At 41.5% G+C, this 18,392-nt stretch carries 15 protein-coding genes; 11 read left to right on the forward strand and 4 right to left on the reverse strand.

Annotation, left to right across the window (positions count from 1 at the left end; genetic code table 11):
- Positions 1 to 6: 6 nt before the first annotated feature.
- Together IRJ18_RS17245 and IRJ18_RS17250 are read left to right on the forward strand one after the other, a co-directional pair.
- A complete protein-coding gene (locus IRJ18_RS17245; protein ID WP_194107542.1) occupies positions 7 to 4,356 on the forward strand; it encodes an RHS repeat protein in 4,350 nt (1,449 codons plus the stop codon).
- 17 nt (positions 4,357 to 4,373) lie between these two features.
- The gene (locus tag IRJ18_RS17250; RefSeq protein WP_194107543.1) at positions 4,374 to 5,063 is read left to right on the forward strand and encodes a toxin-antitoxin system YwqK family antitoxin; all 690 of its coding nucleotides are present in this window, start codon (positions 4,374 to 4,376) and stop codon (positions 5,061 to 5,063) included.
- Between the two features lie 328 nt (positions 5,064 to 5,391).
- Here the strand turns inward: IRJ18_RS17250 and IRJ18_RS17255 are convergent, their stop codons facing one another.
- Positions 5,392 to 6,159, reverse strand: coding sequence for a hypothetical protein (locus IRJ18_RS17255; protein WP_194107544.1), 768 nt, complete (start codon positions 6,157 to 6,159; stop codon positions 5,392 to 5,394).
- 227 nt (positions 6,160 to 6,386) lie between these two features.
- On the opposite strand from IRJ18_RS17255, the gene IRJ18_RS17260 reads away from it, so the two are divergent.
- Complete coding sequence (locus tag IRJ18_RS17260; protein WP_194107545.1) at positions 6,387 to 9,473, forward strand: BamA/TamA family outer membrane protein; 3,087 nt, start codon at positions 6,387 to 6,389, stop codon at positions 9,471 to 9,473.
- A gap of 56 nt (positions 9,474 to 9,529) precedes the next feature.
- On the opposite strand, the gene IRJ18_RS17265 is transcribed toward IRJ18_RS17260, so the two are convergent.
- Complete coding sequence (locus IRJ18_RS17265; protein ID WP_194107546.1) at positions 9,530 to 10,432, reverse strand: RteC domain-containing protein; 903 nt, start codon at positions 10,430 to 10,432, stop codon at positions 9,530 to 9,532.
- A gap of 465 nt (positions 10,433 to 10,897) precedes the next feature.
- The gene (locus tag IRJ18_RS17270; protein WP_194107547.1) at positions 10,898 to 11,743 is read right to left on the reverse strand and encodes an RteC domain-containing protein; all 846 of its coding nucleotides are present in this window, start codon (positions 11,741 to 11,743) and stop codon (positions 10,898 to 10,900) included.
- A 259-nt stretch (positions 11,744 to 12,002) separates the two neighbouring features.
- On the opposite strand from IRJ18_RS17270, the gene IRJ18_RS17275 reads away from it, so the two are divergent.
- From IRJ18_RS17275 to IRJ18_RS17310, 8 genes are all read left to right on the forward strand, one after another.
- A complete protein-coding gene (locus IRJ18_RS17275) occupies positions 12,003 to 12,704 on the forward strand; it encodes a response regulator transcription factor (RefSeq protein WP_194107548.1) in 702 nt (233 codons plus the stop codon).
- Positions 12,705 to 12,707: 3 nt separating this feature from the next.
- Positions 12,708 to 13,208, forward strand: coding sequence for a hypothetical protein (locus IRJ18_RS17280; protein ID WP_194107549.1), 501 nt, complete (start codon positions 12,708 to 12,710; stop codon positions 13,206 to 13,208).
- Between the two features lie 10 nt (positions 13,209 to 13,218).
- A complete protein-coding gene (locus IRJ18_RS17285) occupies positions 13,219 to 13,875 on the forward strand; it encodes a hypothetical protein (RefSeq protein WP_194107550.1) in 657 nt (218 codons plus the stop codon).
- Positions 13,865 to 14,620 (forward strand): sensor histidine kinase, encoded by a 756-nt coding sequence (locus tag IRJ18_RS17290; RefSeq protein WP_194107551.1) that lies wholly within the window; start codon positions 13,865 to 13,867, stop codon positions 14,618 to 14,620. Before IRJ18_RS17285 ends, IRJ18_RS17290 begins: the two co-directional genes overlap by 11 nt.
- 33 nt (positions 14,621 to 14,653) lie before the next feature.
- Positions 14,654 to 15,037, forward strand: a complete 384-nt coding sequence (locus IRJ18_RS17295; RefSeq protein ID WP_194107552.1) for a helix-turn-helix transcriptional regulator — start codon at positions 14,654 to 14,656, stop codon at positions 15,035 to 15,037.
- Positions 15,038 to 15,178: 141 nt separating this feature from the next.
- Positions 15,179 to 15,619, forward strand: a complete 441-nt coding sequence (locus IRJ18_RS21305; protein WP_194107553.1) for a MauE/DoxX family redox-associated membrane protein — start codon at positions 15,179 to 15,181, stop codon at positions 15,617 to 15,619.
- 107 nt (positions 15,620 to 15,726) lie between these two features.
- Positions 15,727 to 15,912, forward strand: a complete 186-nt coding sequence (locus IRJ18_RS17305; RefSeq protein WP_194107554.1) for a hypothetical protein — start codon at positions 15,727 to 15,729, stop codon at positions 15,910 to 15,912.
- 57 nt (positions 15,913 to 15,969) lie between these two features.
- Positions 15,970 to 17,010, forward strand: a complete 1,041-nt coding sequence (locus IRJ18_RS17310) for a hypothetical protein (RefSeq protein WP_194107555.1) — start codon at positions 15,970 to 15,972, stop codon at positions 17,008 to 17,010.
- Between the two features lies 1 nt (position 17,011).
- On the opposite strand, the gene IRJ18_RS17315 is transcribed toward IRJ18_RS17310, so the two are convergent.
- The gene (locus tag IRJ18_RS17315) at positions 17,012 to 18,382 is read right to left on the reverse strand and encodes a RagB/SusD family nutrient uptake outer membrane protein (RefSeq protein WP_194107556.1); all 1,371 of its coding nucleotides are present in this window, start codon (positions 18,380 to 18,382) and stop codon (positions 17,012 to 17,014) included.
- Between the last annotated feature and the right edge of the window lie 10 nt (positions 18,383 to 18,392).

An 18,392-nucleotide genomic window follows, 5' to 3' on the forward strand; every position in this document is an offset into this window, starting at 1 on the left:
ACCACAATGAAAAAATTACTCTCCATATATATCGCTTTAAGCATCGTTTCGGCTACTTATGGACAAACCAACAGGCCGAACGGAACGACCGCTCCTGCAGGCACCCGAAGTTCTTCCTATTCATTACCGGGTTCTTTCGCAACGCCGTCATTTTATAATTATACGCAAACATGGGTTCCCCAAATACCCCTTACTGATACGTCTACCAGCAAATTCCATTACAATGGGACTAATACAATTCCAGTTTCAACCAATTACTATAATGGTTTAGGGCAATCGTTAATGCGTGTCGTGCACGGCAACCACGATACACACTTTAAGGATATTCTATACCCTAATGATGTAAGGTATTCAAGAACGCATACGGATCTGCTTCCATATACTTTACCACAAAATAGTGGTTTCCAATTAGACCCTTTTGACGATGCGTTCGGCTATAATTTAGGTCTATATGCTAATGAAGATTATACAGCATATAGCCAGCAGGTAACACCGGACAATCAAAGCACATTAACATCAGTCTCATATGCGCCAGGTAAATCATTTGTGGGGGAAGGAAGAGGTGTTACAGCGACTGTTATATTTAATGACGTGGCCGATTCTATAACCAAATACTTTGTAAATGCATCCGGCGCAATCGATGGCTTCGGAACCCATTATAACACCTCCGATCTCACGGTTAATACAACATCCGGTGCACACGGCCAGGTAATAAAGACATTTGTCAATAAGTCAGGCCAAGCCGTTTGTAAACAAGTATATGCAGGTTTAGATAAGCACGCTGTCAATATATGGCAAACCACCTATTATGTTTATGATCTTTCAGGCAAGCTTTGTTATATTCTACCTCCATTGGTTTCAGCTGCAAAGCCTACAGCCGTCAATTTCTCAACCTATGCTGCGTTGTACTATCAATACAAATATGATAAATATGGCAACCAGATTGAGGCAGACATTCCTGGTAAGACAGGTCCTATATATGAAGTTTATGACAACCAGTTCCGACCAGTTATGATTCAAACACCTCTGCTTCGCGCCCAGGGTAAGTGGAAATTTGCACTATATGATACGCGTGGCCGAATTGTAATGAACGGAATAGCAAAAGATACAAATAGTTCAGTTACATGGCAGGGCTGGGCCAATGGGTCTGTTACACCTTCAGGTGGTGTTGTTACAGGCAGCTTATTATATTACATTTTAAATGGCGCAACCACATCTGTTTCTGCTATTGCCAATTGCGAAATCAGAACCTACAACTATTATGATTCATATAGCGCTGACCCGTCTTTCTCTTCAAATACTTTTGGGAACATCAATAGCCTCGATTTTGCAACCGACCCCTCAGCGATAACCCCCGCTCCTTATTTATTTACCCAAGGAAAACTTGTGGCAAGTAAAACAAAAATTATAGACTCCGCGAACACTTTGCCAAACCCGTGGATTTTAAGCGTCTATTTTTACGATCAGAAAGGTAACCTAATTCAGGTTCAAACAAAGAATGTCTGGAATGCTTCCGGTTGGGATACAACTACAATGCAGTACAATTTTGCTGGAAATAAGGTCTATGACCTGACCCACCACCATGCATGGACAGGTTGCAAGAAGGTTGATACGAAACTCGCAAACAAGTATTTATATGATTTCATGGGGAGATTATACGCAGTGCAGCAGAAGGCTGACAGTGGGAACTGGCGTATTATCGCAAATTATAATTTTGACGATCTGGGGCGTACCAGCAGCAAGAATCTTGGCGGCGTAGAGCAGCAGGATTACACCTATAACATCAGAGGACAACTGGAGAGTGTTAATGCCGACTATTTATCGAGCCCTATGCAACCTGATAAGACGTTTGGCTGCTTCTTAAGCTATGACTATGGTTTTGATTCTGTCCGTTATGATGGAGGCGTCTCAGGTATTCAATGGAGAGGAGCAGGCTTGTTAACACCATTACGGGCCTATGGATATAAATATGACCCGGCTGGCAGATTGAATTATGCTGATTTTAATGAAAACAGCTCAGGTATGCCAGGGGCTTGGTCTAAATCCTCCAATGATTTTAGTATGTCAAATGTTACCTATGATGTGAATGGTAACATTCTTACAATGAACCAGATGGGCACATCTACCAGCGGCCCTGTATTTATAGACAAACTAACGTATACTTATCCATCCGCCAGCAACCAATTGCAGCGAGTGCAGGATGGCATAACAACCAACTATGGTCTTGGTGATTTTCAGGATATTGCGGGCACAAACGACTACTATTATGACGCTGACGGAAATATAATTTCTGATAATAACAAGAACATCACGGCAATAACATACAACGATCAGGACTTACCGCTTACCGTCAAATTTTACAATCATAGCACTATTAATAACATTTATGATGCATCGGGACGTCTGGTGCAAAAAATTGTTGCAGATAGTACTATACCACATATAGATACCTACCGATATTGGGGCGCTTTCAATTACAGGAATGATAGTTTGCAGTATATTGATCATGGCGAAGGGCGTGCGCGTTGGATGGCAGATAGTAGTATATTCAAATATGACTTCTATGTAAAAGATCAACTTGGCAATGTTAGGACTATAGTTACTTCGGATGAAGGCTCGCCTATAAGTTATTTTGCGAGCCATGAGATAGCATCAGCCGGACTTGAAAGCTCAATATTCGCCAACCTGGATTCAGTACGCGATCTAAAGCCAGGTAGCACAAATCCTTATGATGTGCAGGCTGCACACCTGGACGGCTCAGATGCGCAAAGGCGGATTGGTACGGCATTGCTTATGAGTGTAATGGCAGGTGATAAATTTGACATAAGCGCGACCAGTTATTATGATACGAACAGTGCTGGTATGACAACCTACGCTGATCCGAACAGCATGTTAAATGCAATAACAACGAGCCTGGTAAATGGCGTTGGCGGTTATGCCAGCGAGGGTAATAATACTGCTATGGTAAGTAGCTTGTTTACTACCTCAAATTACCTGGGCATTTATGAAGGTGTTTTAGATAATCTCACGGACTACACACGTCCGAGAGCATTCATTAATTACCTTGTATTCGATCAGGGGATGAACCTTGTTCCACAACAAAGCGGTGCGGTTCAGGTCAGCGGCACACCCGGCAGTTGGCAAGTTATAGGCACTAGTGGTCCGATAACAATCGGGCAAAATGGCTATGTATCCATATACATGAGTGATGAGCAATTTTTACCGGTATATATGGATCAGTTGCACGTTACCTACTACAGAGGCCGATTAATTCAAGAACAACACTACTATCCTTTTGGCTTGCCAATAAACCCTGTAACAAGTAGTGGTACTTTACCATCGAATACACAGATTGAGGGTAATGATACGCATAAAGAACTTGGTTTAAATCAATCTGATTTTAATTTTAGGCAGTATGACTATCAGATAGGCCGATTTACAAGTATTGATCCGATTGCGGGTTCAATGGGGCAGGAGGATATGTCGCCGTATCATTTCGTTGGAAACGACCCTGCAAACTTTATTGATCCTCGTGGGCTGAACAGAGGCGACCCACCTTTGAATGGTGGTGAACTACCTGAAGTAACTGTTACTGCAACCAGGACCACACCCTATTCAGATCCAACGATGCTTGGCTCATTTCGCCCTTCTGAATATTCAATGAGTTTCGCAAGCAGTGGCAGTTGGGGCGGCGGAGGCTCCGGTGGCGGTGCTTCCTATTCTATGACGACAACGATCATTGAGCCATTCTCAACGCTTGACCCCACCCACCAGACCTTTGTCCATTTACAGACAAGTCCAGTCAGGCAAATTGTAAATACATTTGACCCAGTTCAGTTTTCCCAAGTCAATGTTCCTCAGGCAACATTGTTAGAGCCACCAAGCTTTTGGACAAATGTTTGGAGTAGTGTAGTTCAAACCTTAATTTCATGGGATAATATGCTGGACCCAAGTGCAAGCTATAGCCAAAAGGGCGGAGAGATTTATTACAAACACAATAGTGATCAAATAAAAGGACGCCAGCCAAATTTAGTTCCTAAAGCGACAGAACGAATTTATGCTATGACAAACATTGAAGGTCTTATGCAACTCTTTAGTGGTAAAACCGGCAGCGGCGGAATTTCTCAAATATGGGAAGACTATGAAAGTATTGAAAATGTAAAGTCCATGGGTGAGTCCATTGAGGGTGTATATGAATTAAATTCAAAGGAGCCACTTATGGAGCCTACTCCAATTTATCCCGGTGATGGGGGAATTGACTTTGAATATAAAAAATCAGACACTTCGTTATGGGATAGGAAGGCAGAGCGGAGGATACAAAAAGCGCATTACGATTCTTTATTCAAATATCATTGATCTTACAAATTACTTATATGAGATATTGTGCGTTGATATTATTGTTGGCCGGCACGGTGACAGTTGGTTGCAATACTAAAAAGAATAAAATAACATTTGCGAGTACTTCAAATGGACAATTAGTACAACGGGTTACTGATGAAAAAGGAAATCTTTTTACAGAACAAGTTGGCATTAAAAACGGTAGTGAGTTTATTTCCGACGGAACATATAAAGAATATTACCCCAATGGGCGTTTGCGAAAAATTGCATTTAAAGCGAACAACCTTCCCGACGGTAATTATTATGTTTTTTTTCCTAGCGGCCAAGTTGATTCCATGAATATAAAAAAAGGGAGAAAAACATACTATTCGGTCGTGTTTGACGAACAGGGGCAAGAACAGAACGAAGTCAAAGATTTTCAATTTATCAGTTCTGATACCTCTTATCTTGATAGGCCTCTGAATATAGCTGTAGATATACCAATATATGGCGATATGACGACGACTGTAGCCGAAACATTGTACCATAATGGTATTTCTATTTGGGATACAAGTTTTAGTCTTAAAAGCCAATTCCCGCTGTCGATAAATTCAATGTATAACAAATATAGATTGATGAAGGAAAGAGGAACCTATAAATTAGATTGTACAACAACCTACATCGATAATAGAACTAACCAAACCATTTGTTCACAAAGAAAAAGCGCAGAGACTCACATCTATTAACTCACTGAAATAACGTTGCTGAAGCTTAAGTTATAGCAAACGTCTATTATGCTATCAATAAAATAGAAACGACTGTCAGCATCAATGTTCTTTATTGCATATTGTCTGCACGCGTTTTCCTTTACCAATATAGTAAAGAAGCTAAATTTTTTTATAAAGGTTAAAGCATTGTTCAGCAAATGCTGAACAATGCTATTTGTTTAATAGCTAATAGTCTAAGGCCTGGCAACCAATCCGAATTTAAAAAAAAAACGGAAATACATGCCAAGGTGAATGCATAGCCAGCTTACGGTGCTATCGGGAATTCAACAGTACTCTTGCTTAATATTTATTTCCATCTTTTCCCCAATCCCAACCCTGCAAACAATGAAGCCTGATAGGGATATGCTTTCTGATCTGCCATTATCGGCAATTCTTTTGAGTAGTAAGCGATGTTTGCACCAAGAGTTACTACTTGTATAAATGATTTGCTTTTAGAAGGAGTGATCACAAAACAAGCTTCTGCAAAAAGGCCGGGTATATATTGTATCTCATCAAGCCCCTTGCTCCATTTGGAGGCGGCAAGCACATCCCCATTATTCAGAAAATGATCGCTGTTGGCAGTACTGTATTTTTCTTCCTTTAATGTTGCAGGATTATTTGGTTGGGCATAGTCAATATATATCAGCTTCAGGTAGTAGGGCTTGAGCATCGCCAGACTAAATCCTCCACTATAGCGAAAGCTTACTGAGATATTGCCTTCCAGCACATCAGGCAGTAATAGTTTTTCCCTGCCATAGCCAAGCTGTAAGGTGTACAGGTTATTTATCTTCCCAAAGATATAAGGGCCTGCATTGCCCAATTGCGGAAATGCCTTATTGGTGCCTTGCTGTTTTATTTGCTTTTCATGCTTAATCTCTGAGAAGTGCAGTTGCCAAAGGCCTTTAGTGAGCTTGTCTTTTTTCTTCAGGTAATAAATGCTGCTGCTCCAGCCGTCCGTGTTCACCTTGCCACCTAATAGCAGCTCTTTATTAAAGTTTGGGTCTAGGCCCCATTCTTGTAAATGTTGTTTATAATTCTTTAACTTGTTTTTAAAACCTGCAGTTGACTTGCCCATTGATCCTTTAACAGAATTGCCGATGTTCCAGACACTTGTTTGTGCCCGGCAAGTGATGATACCAAAACAGAAAATAAGAGTGGTAAAATACCTCCTGTTTTTGACTGGAAATTTCAAGAATTAAAGTTTGAAAACAACAGTAAAATACTACTAAATGCGGAGAAATTAGTAGATTTTTGTAGCGCAATTAAAGTTTTTGCAAGAGCTTTTTAGAAGCCCTCCTGAAAATGAAATTGACAGTTCCTTCACTTCAAAAGTTGCTGCCCCTCCTTTTGCTGTTCTCACTAACAGTCCAAAATACCTATGCCCAGCAGGAACAGCGCTATTACAGGTTTCAGTATCATAAATATCAATGGCGGATTTTCCATACTAAAGCATTTCATATTTACTTTACAGCAGGGTCGGATAGCCTGGCATCGTTTATCACAAGGGAGACGCCTAAAGCTATCGATCATGTAAAGAAAGAAATGCTCAGCGGTGATATAAAAGAGCCTAACATCATTATCTATCCTTCCACGGATCAGCTTTACGAATCTAACATTGGCAGCTATGAACCGGAACAATATACCTTGCCCACTTTCGTATTTAAAGGTAGTAGGGTATTGCTTGCGTACAAAGGAAGCTATGCAGATCTGAAAGCACAGCTTTATGAAGCACTGGTAAGATATGAATGGGAAAGCAGGCTAAAGGAAAACAATCTCGGTGACCAGGCAAAGGGTACTGCTAAGAAAGATGAAGTGCCGATGTGGTTTAAAGAAGGCGCGATAAGATATCTGGCGAACGGCTGGTCTATACAGGATGAAGATAAGTTCAGGATATCAATTAAGAACAATACATTCATCAATTGGCAACAGGTTCTGAATTATGAACCCCGACTGGCAGGGCAAGCATTCTGCTATTTCCTTGCAGAGCATTATCAACCCAAAGTAATAGCTCAGATTTTCTTTCAGTTAAGAAAGAAGTCCTTACAGAGAAGTATAAGATTAGTCACCAAGCATACGCTTGATAGTTTGTATAACCAATGCTATGAATATTATAATACACGCTTTGCAGTTGTTAAAAAGGAACAATCTTCAGCACAAACACTGATTCTTAAACATAAGAAAGGGATTGTAAATAATGTGCTGATAAGCCCTGATGAAAGCTATATAGCCTATACAGTAAGCACCTACAACAGGCGTACGGTTTATATTGACGACCTGAAAAACAAGACAACGAAAAAGGTAACAAGCTATGAGTTGCCACCCTGGATAGATGATCATAGTGCGGATGTATATCCGCTATTGCAATGGCATCCTGATGGGAAACAACTTTATGTGGCGATGCCTAAGAAAGGGAAAATCACAATCAGCAGGTATACTACTGATGGAAACCTGATGGAGGCTGTAAAGCTATACAGTGTAGATGGCATCAGTAGCTTTGTTCCATTATCGGACAGGGAGTATCTGCTTACCGGATATAGAAGAGGGGAGAGTGATATAGTACAGTATAATGAGAACAAAGAAAAGTATACAACCTGGACAGATGACAGCTTTGATGATAACAGCCCGGTATTGAACAGTAAAAAGCAGTTGTCGTTTCTCTCTGACAGGCCTAAGGTATCTAAAGAAAAGGTCTTCAAAATTGGTATTGGTTATGACCCTGATACGCTGTGGCAGGGGATATATAGTATGCATGATAAACAAATAGAACCGGTAGCCATTGATACGATCAGCTATATAAAATGGGATAAGCTTACACCACTGGCAGGCGGGCAGCTATTGGCTACATATACAAGACATGGCACCGAACAGTTTGTAATAATACCTTCAAAGGGCGCTGGAAAACATTTGAGTGCATGGAAGCCATTTCAATACATGGAAGGAAGGAATAGAATAGCTTTCTATAAGGCTGATAAAGACAGTATTTATGTTAGTTCTTACCCCATGCAGCAATGGTTAACTGACAATAGAGCAAAAGATGGAGATACAAGCAGCGCATGGTTAACTGACTACAGGGCAAGACTAGCTAAGCAGGCTAAAGAGGACTCGATGCTAAGAGCCGCCATAGATACTACTCATTCCATACTGGAAGAAGCGCTGGTGCCTAAGGATGCCAGGAAGCGATCTGCTTTTATGAAAGACAGCGTTGCCAAGAGCCTTACATACAACCCGAAGAACGTAAGGCCATATGTGCTGCAACTGCATAGTGCATACTTCTCAGCTAAGATCAATAATGACTACTTTATCAATAGATACCAGCCATATATAAACTACCAGGGGCAGTTCAAGTTTCCTGAAGTAGGGGGAATGGCACAGGGTGGCTTTACTGACCTGCTGGAGAACCATCATATTTCCATTGCTTACAGGATACCGGCAGGTACTGAAGGCAGCGACTTTTATATACGCTATGAGAACACTGCCAGGCGGCTTGATTGGGGTCTGTCTTACTTCAGGAAGGTGGAGAGCCTGCAACCTGATCCAGCCAGGCAATGGGTGGATGAAGGCGGTAATCCATATCCTAATACAGCTAAGGTAAAGACGCATTACTACGAGCTGTTCCTGACATATCCGTTAAGCTATGATTGTGCACTGGGCTTCCAGACAGCGGTAAGGAAAGACAGGACAATATTCCTGGCGAATGATAAATACAGCCTTGATTTTGATCCTACTGAAAGCCTTTGGTCTATTAATGCGTTTTCATTTAAGCTTAATAAGTTGCAACCAACTTTGCCTTATTTATACAAAGGTTTTAAGGTAGTGGGACTAATTGACCTGTTCAAGGGCTTTACACAGGAGGAGTCTGCAGTGATGGGGACTACGCTTAATGTGAGCTATCACCAACCGCTGTATAAGTATATAACCCTTGTAGCACAAGCGCATCTGGGGTATAGTGGGGGAGATAAGAAGGTGCTATACAATCTTGGCGGGCTTGATAATAATGTGACACCAAGAGTAGATACAACGGTTCATTTCAACCAGCATGCACCTTATGCCTTCCAGACATTAGTTACACCATTCAGAGGCTATTACCAGAATACGCTGTATGGGAATGAATATGCGGTTTTCAATGCAGATGTTTACTTCCCGATCTTCCAGACACTGATACCTATTGAAACGCCATTGCCATCTATTAATAATCTTCAATTGGGTTTGTTTACCGATGCGGGAACTGCGAGAGAAACATGGAACAATGCGAATGCAAATAATGGCAAGTGGAAAGCTTCGTACGGGCTGAGTGCAAGAACCAACCTGGCTGGCTATCCTATACGGGTGGATGTGACCTGGCCGGGTAGCTTTAACAAAGCCGTCTGGTATTTCTCTTTGCATTTATAATTTGAATATTCAATTATTTATCTTCACTTGGAAAGAGAAAAAGAGAAGGGACAACATTAATTGTATCGTGGATTTTCATCTGCCTGATCCATCCGTTGTATTAGATGCTCCCGCAATTTGTCAATGAATATTGTTCTTCCCTTCTTGCGGATGCGTATTTCCTGGAATGTCCTGTAATAGTTTCCCAGATCTACGCCAAGTGCCATTTCAAAAAACCGCGCGACCTGGCTCATGTCCGCTTTTGTTTTTGTTTTTGTGTTGTAGAATACACCCAAAGTTTGCAGACCATACATTAATTCAATAAATGAAGCCTTTGATTCAGCCCAGCTGATGCCTGTGTCTTCAATGCCAATCGGCGCAACAACTCGTTGGTGGTTCTTTAACTTCAATAATTCACTGTTCAGGTAGTCGGCAATTTTTTCATTGGCAAGCAATGTAGCTACAGTATGATCATGACAGCTGCAAAAGCTTTCGTTGCAATTGAAATAGCTGAGGTCAAAACCTATCAGAAGGTTAAGTTTTGTTCTTCTAAAATAGAGCTCATCCATGTAGACTGCACCTGAACGATAGTACTTACAAATATTCTGATGATCCTGGTTGTACCTCATTATTTCAGATAAATGCCTGTTGAAATATTTCTTTTGCGACTTAGTTATGCCTACAGGTTTTTGGGATTCTAATTCAAATAGGCGCACATGATAGATAAGCTTGCTATAAAACTTTGGCTTGAGCTCTTTAAAAAAGTAAATTTCTTCTGCCATATTATCGAATGTATAGGTCGCCATATGTTCCTTTAGCTTAGCTATCGCTTTTTCACAAGCTTCAAATGAACTCTTTGACCTTTCAATAATATCATTTGTCTGGAGGTCAATCTCGTTCAACTCTCTTTCCAATTGCTGATACAGTTCTGTTACGAATTCCATGACGAGGCGTGTTGTAGGCGTTGCTGGATTATCCACGATTGTCCGGGCATCTTTTCATAAGATTTCCTTTGTCAAAACTATTGTTAAGGGAGGGCTACGGCGAAATTTTATGAAGCGTTAAACCGCTCAGGCATATAAAAATGCGATTGAGGTATATTAATCTGGGGGTGAAATATTAAATCGGTCTATCGGGTTTTTTCAGAGGGCGTAAAAAAGACTCTAAGTAAGTAATCGCCTTCGATTGATACGTCTATTTTCCTTTCATGTCGTAAAGGTGCAATCATTATGCTACAACTGTTGACACTTTTGCAGGACTTCCTCAAAATTTATTTTTCTGTTTTCAAGCTAAATACCGGGGGTAAATTAAATATTTACAGCCTATATCAGCGTGAGTTGCATAATGTCCCCTACATCTGTTCGGATATGGCATTAAAATAACCACTTTGCAAGGACTACCTTTTTTTTATCACATGCTGATCGCTGAAAAAAAATCTGCCTATTTCATGAATCCAGATCTGCATTGTCCATGTTTTTTATCAGATCTTCTCTGGCGCTATCCCAATAAGGTGTACGGTTCTTTTTCCTGATACGCAGGTTCTGAAAGGTGCGATAAAAATTGCCCAGACTGGTATTAAAGGCTATTTCGAGTGAAGTCATAATCTGTTTAATGTCTGCCTTACCATAATTAATGGAGCCTTTGGCGTAAATGCCATATCCCAATTCAATCAAGGCTGACTTAGAGTCCGTCCATCTTATTGTTTGCCTTTCTTTATCAGCTTCTGACATTGGTGCGCCCGGATGTTCGAGGTTATATACGCAGCGATGCAGGTAGTCGCTGAACTGTTCATACGCCTGTAATTTTGCAAATTGGAAACTGTAAACCGTAGAGAAGCGGCTGTCTGTGTCTGAAATACTGATTGGTGAAATCAAGTCGCAGCGACCACCCCGTAGGAAATATTGTTCATCGTGCAAGGAGCTCCCCATCCTGTAATAGGTATATAGCTCGTTGTAACGTTTAAAATAAAGGTCTGCACGGTGGGCGCCAAGCCGGTAGTGCGCAATTTGCTCATCCCGGCCAACAGGTGGTTTCCAGGCCTCAACCTGAAAGACTTCCATATGATACAATAGCTCTTTTAAGAACATTGGTTTTATCCTCTTGAAGAAATTGATCTCTTCCTGTTTGTCAGAAAAAATACGGCTGATAATATGCTCCTTTAATTGGGATAGTGCATGCTCAGCAACTTTGTAGGATTGCTCCGCCCTTTGAAGGACGTTTTCCGAGGTCATAGCGATCTGTTCGAGGCTTTCCAGCATTGTCTCATAAATAGATGACGTTCTCTTGTCCATACGTTATTATTTGATTCACTTAAAAAATGGAGGGCACAATTGACTCAGTATTTGGGCATGTGACGAAGGGTATTTCTTTTTGCCAAGGCGTTCAAAAGTTCTATATGGGTTTTTTGACTGATATAATGAATTTGTATTCAGTCTGAAAAAGACGCTAAAATTATGTAATGGGCCTGGGATAATTTAGAGGTAAAAGACATGGAAAAGTCCGAGGTGAAGATTACTATTTTGAATTGAAAACTGGGTTTACTTTTACTTCATGGAACAAGAGTTAACGATCCGGGTTGCATTTGCAGACGACCATAATCTGGTAAGGAAAGGGATTATCTCCATGTTGCGTTCTCTTGGGGGGATCGATATAGTGATCGAGGCGGATAATGGAAATGAATTAATCAGCAAATTAACTGCCGCTGACAGGTTACCTGAAATTTGCATACTGGATATTAGCATGCCCCAGATGGATGGCTTTGCAGTGTTAACGGAAGTAAAGCGCCGGTGGCCGGAAATGAAGGTACTGGTGCTGACCGCCTTTTTTTGGGAAATATATATCATTAGAATGATGCAGGCCGGGGCGAACGGATATCTGCTCAAGGAATGTGACATAGAGGAGGTGAAGACTGCGCTCATTTCGATTCATAATGAAGGCTACTATTATTCCGAGTGTGCCAACAGTACCGTTTTTCATTTGGTCAATACCAAGGCAATTAGGCTGCAGACCTTTACGGAAAACGAAATTGAAGTGCTTAAATATTGCTGCACTGACCTTACCTACGGCGAAATAGCACAGCAAATGCATACGACTTTACGCAGTGTTGAAGGCTCCCGTGACCGTATATTCCATAAACTAAACCTAAATAGCCGGATTGCGCTAGTCCTTTTTGCGATACGGTCCGGACTTGTAACCCTCGATACAAATTATTATCCAGGCAAAACAATAATTCCATTCACTAAAACCAAGTAATCTATGAAACGCACGCTATTGGCTTTGCTGGCACTTCCGGTGCTGGCCAGCTGCACCACGTCCAATGCTAATCCGGGACCTGTAATAAAGCAAGGTCTTAAAACTACAGGAGCGACCTATGGCTTTCCAGACATCATCCCGGTTGATTCCGCAAATAAAATGATCGGAAGCTATTTAAACAGCATTAATTACACTGGAAATGATTCCGATGTCCGTGCCTTCACTTTAAATGCGTCTCTATTACGCCTATACCTTGATAGTCTTAGCGGCAGCAGTACGATTACAGGACTGAAAGTTTTCCTGGCGCACAGGCTAAGTTATGTCAACAGCGGCCATGCAAACAAAAATTGCGGCTACAGTAATAATGGATTAACTTTAATCTTAGCGGGTTATACCTCATCAGGTGAGTATGTCTATTACACCAATAATCTTGTAATAGATAATTCGATGGCTTGCCCAACGAACTGCCCTCCGGGCACAGCCGGCAATCCGTTATTACCCTAAACCGATCACGATGAATTATTATATCTCGGTAATCATGAGCTTGTCCTCGTCGGCCTTGCCTGTGCTGATCGCAGCCCTGCGTTATAAAATGCTGGACAAGGCTTCAAGGATAATATTCTACTTGCTCACACTGGCATTTTTGACAGAATGTGTGGCGGCTGTTGTGGCATATAAATACCGCAATAATCTAGCCGTCTATAACGTGTCAAATCTTGGACAGGTCTTTCTTATTGCCCTTTATTTCAACTATTGCAGTAATACTTTGAAGCGCAGGAACATCGGGTTACTTATCGGATTGTTCAGTATCGTCGTGGGTGTATTAAATATGTGGTTCCTTCAGCCCATCAAAACCTATAACAGCAATTATTTCCTGTATCAGACGCTGATTGTGCTGGCACTTGGTATGTTTGTTTACACACAATTTCTGCTGAATCAAACCTACCTGAAGATTCAACGGTCACCCCATTTCTGGTTTATTCTTGTGCTGTTCTTTTTCTATGTGTTTAATTTTTTCACTATGTCACTGTATGACTACGAGACCAGGCACCTAAACGGGTACAAGCGATTCATTGACTATTCCATTGCTTATCTAAGTGCGACCACCAACATTGCTTTTACACTTGTGTTCCTGTTTTATCCAAGATTAAAACTCAGGTATGTTGGATAGTTCTTTGATATTGCTCTTTATTGCGGGATCAATTATCCTCATCCTGTTCACCTTTCTTCTGGTATTTTTCACTCTTCATTACAGGACGAGACTTAACCAGCACCACCAGGAGCGCGAACGGCTCCTGATAGATAAACTGGAGGAAGGGGAGCGAATGATGAACCAGATCGCCAAGGACGTGCATGATAATATCGGGCAGTTGTCTAATTTTTTAAAGATGACCGTGCGGCAACTGGTTAAATATACTCATGGCGAAGAAAGCAGGCAGTATCTTGAAGACGTTAAAAACATTACCGACCAGATAATAATCCATTCCAATAATATTAGCCATTCACTAAACAGTGACTTTATAAAAAAACGGGGATTTGCCAATGTGCTTCAGGATGATATTGAGTATTTGAGGCGCTCAGGAAAACTAAACTGTAATTTGCATATAGAAGGTCAGATCATAAATGTACACCCTGAGAAAGACCTGCTGATATACCGGATCGCCCAGGAAGTGCTCAATAATATCGTCAGGCACTCCGGCGCGGCAAACGTTGAAATCGTTATTGAGTATCAGAAGAATGGTTTTAGAATGCGGATCAAAGACGATGGGACCGGCTTTGATATTGGAGCCAGTAACGGAAAAGGTATCGGAATGGCTAATATGAGGGACAGGGCGAAATTGCTCAATGGTGACTTTCAAATCATATCTCAACCTGGCAAGGGATGTACCGTCGAACTTTTCATATCGGATTTCTAATTTGGCCGCAGCCGCGGTGAACAGTTTTTACACATGGGACCAAATAAGAAGATGGTACTCTTCGAGTCTGATATTAAGAGACTTGAGGAAGTCAAATCGTTTATTCTCGAAAATCTTGATAAAGAATTAACAGCCGCAGCAATTGCAGCGCAACACCGTATCGGCAAATCAACGCTGCATAGGCATTTCTCTGCCTTTTTTAATCAGTCATTACATCAGTTTATTCTTAAATCCCGGATGGAAAAAGTAATGGAGCTTATTGTCGAAAGACATTGCAATATCAATCAGGCCGGGACCCTTGTCGGATACAAGGAGGCTTCGAGTCTGACGCGGGCATTTATCAAATATTATGGGCATCCGCCCAAATATTACATCATAGAGGATCGCTCGCCCGGGAGCCAAATGGACAAAAAGTAGAGTCATTTGGACAAGAAATAGAGACGATTTGCTAAACAGCCTGTGCCTATGCAGATGTAATTTTACACTCGGTTTTCAATAACAGGCCTGCATTCTTCCGTCAAGACTGGATTTTCTTTTCACCTGCAAATATCACTCACTATGATTCGTAAATTCATTATTGAAGCGGTTTCCTTTTTGCTAATAGTATTGTTTATCTACGCAGCTGTCAGTAAGATACTTGATTTCAGCAATTTCAGGGTTCAGCTTGGCAAATCTCCTTTATTGGCTCTGTTTGCAAGTACCATTGCTGTAGCAGTACCAACTTTAGAAATCCTTATTTCATTCATTCTGATTTTTAAGAGGACCAGGAAGCTCGGGCTATATGCTTCATTTGCGCTCCTGATGATATTTACATTTTACCTGATAGTCATTTTGAACTACAGCTATTATATACCCTGCAGTTGTGGTGGGATCTTGCAGGGTTTATCCTGGAAGGCTCATATCATTTTTAATTCTTTGTTTATAGGCGCCACAGCCCTGGCTATCCTTATATACCATGAACCGGGCGCGACAATAGAAACAACAATGACCTTTGTATAAGAATATTGGCCAATAACAGGAATAGCCGAACACCTGTAGAAAAAAGTAGGCAAATTAATGCTAACGTAAGTTTTATAGCTTTTTAAGATTATAAAAGCGATTTCATTATGAAAAAGATCAGATTAGCAATGATTGCAGCAGCCTTTATTTTAGCCACCGGCGCAGCCTATGCAACATCAAAAGCCAAGGTTGGCCTGCCGGACTGTTCAACCGGACGTTGTGTTGGTACAGCTAACCAATGTTGCGTTGATGCCAACAGCAACATCCTGCCGGGGAACTTTGTGCATAACTAAGTAACACGAAAGTCCGATACCTCCCTACGGACTTTCTCATTTTTCAAATCAACCACTATGAAAAAAACATTGCTGTTATTGGCACTTATTGCTATTGGATCGGGCCTTGCGGTTGTTTTGCTGTACGGTTTTAGCAGTAAACCTAATGAGCGAAGAAACGGATTTAACAGGCAACGAGCAATACCGCATTTAAAGCCAAAATATTTATCCTGGCAGGTAAACGGTGCTACAGATATTGCCGGCGCGACCGATCACCAGGTGTTTTTTCAAACCTCCGATCCCACACAAATTATCAGGACATCAGATGATTTCTCCAGTATCAAGATGGTATACCTACCCATGCAGGCAAATACAAGTTTGCAAAGTAATTTCAGAATAGTAATAGATGATGCCCATGCTTTTGTTTACGCCTCGAACATGCCTGCTATTTATTGCATTAACCTAAAAACCGGCGCGATAAATTGCCATTGGCTTCTTAGGAAATTCAGCAGAGGTATTGCACTCGATACATCACGATATATTGTCCGTGCATTGGATACAGGGTTGGGAGACCAGGTAATCGAGTCAGTCAATATCGATAAAAATACAGAGGTACCTTTTAAAAACATCCTGGAATGTAAACACGACGCCGGATTTTCTACTGATGGATTACTGCTTTATGATCAATCGTCTCATTTGCTCACCTATAAATACTTTTACACAAACTGCTTTGCCACATTTGATTCTGGCTTGTTGCACATATCGCGGCATACGACTATTGATACCAATTTTACGTTACCCGACAATGGTAAAAAGATGTCGAAGGCAGGTTACCGGCCAACCTATACATTGAGCGCAGCACCTGTATTTTCGACAATTACTTGTTGCCTGGATGATGGAATTCTTTATTGCAGTTCGGCCCTTCAGGCAGATAACGAACATACCAGTGATTTCCTGAATAATTCCGTTATCGATTGCTATTGTGCGGCAACAGGAATTTACCGGGGCAGTTTTTATGTGCCCCGGCAAAAAGGCGAACAGGTACTACATATTTTTGCCCGTAACAGGAGGCTTATAGCACTTTATTCCCACTGTGTTGCTGTTTATCAATTGCCATAAGCTACCTAGCATTTTGCTGAATTCCAGTTAATGAAATTATATCATTTGAAAAAGGATATACATAACGCGGATCATTTGGCGGCAAGGTATAAGTCTGGCCATTCAGTGTTCGGGAAAGAGTGACCGCAAAGCGGTTATCCTGGTTTAAGCGCCGCAGATCGCTCCAGCGTATGCTCCTGAAACAAAGTTCCTTGCGCCGTTCGCCAAGTATTTTCATCAATGCATCATCCGGGCCAGTTGCTGTCACCGGCACAAAAGTTCCCGTTTTATATCGCATCTTCAATAACGCATTCAGATCCTGCAAAGCGGAACTGGCGTCTCCCTGGCGGGCATAGCATTCGGCGCGGTTCAGGTACATTTCATCCGTTGCCAACCCGCCAAAGAAATATAAGTCACCGCCATAGCTTCCTTTAAAGGAATAGGTGCCATCACCGTTATTACTAAAAAACATGACCCGCCGCAAATCATTTTGGTCATAGGAATTTACGAGCGAAGGATCTGCAAGGCCAAAATAAAATGACAGGTATAAGGTCAATACTTCATGGTATAGGACTTCATTGTTAAACATTTGCAGCGGCTGGTAGGCCGTCGAATCTAGTTTATTATAATCGATGAGATCATTATTTACCTTCAAAGAAGCATCTGCACTCTTAAGGGCATTGGGATAATCAGACATCGATAGGTAAGTCCTGGAAAGCAGCGCTTCGGCGCCTGGCTTTGAAGCGCGGGTTAGATACTTAGGATTATCAGGCAACAGGCCAGCTGCCTCGGTAAGATCACTGACAATCTGGTCATAGGTCTGCTGTACTGTGGCACGGGTGGATTTCGCATTCACGTCAGCGGTCAAACGAAGGACTATGCCCAAATCTGTTTTGGCTGTCGCTGCGTTATACGGCTTTGCAAATTCCTGGGCCATCTGAAAGAGGCTGAATGCACGGACAAATAATGCCTGGCCTTTGATGTCGTTATAGTCTGATTGGTTAGCATTATTAATATTTATTTTCTTTAGCCCATCAAGCACCACGTTCGTATAGAAGATTTTCTGGTAAGCAGAATCCCAATCGTAGGCGGTCTCGCCATTGTAAATATCCTTTGCCCAGATATAGCAATTTTGTTCAAATGGGTCTGAAAGTGACTGCCAGCTGGCATAGCTTAAATAAAAGTCACCGGCGCCCATTTCGGCCATTGCGGGACCATATTCATTGAGTGTTACCACATTATCCAGCATGCCCTGGAAATCCTGCAGCGTAGTGGGCACAACGAGTGCCTGGTCAGGTTTGATATTGAGCGCATCTTTTCTGCAGGACGCCGTAAGCAGCAGGCCCAATATAATAATGTTGCCTATTATTGTTTTACAGTAAAACGTTTTCATGTCTTTGAGA

The organism is Mucilaginibacter boryungensis, assembly GCF_015221995.1.
Classification (GTDB): domain Bacteria; phylum Bacteroidota; class Bacteroidia; order Sphingobacteriales; family Sphingobacteriaceae; genus Mucilaginibacter; species Mucilaginibacter boryungensis.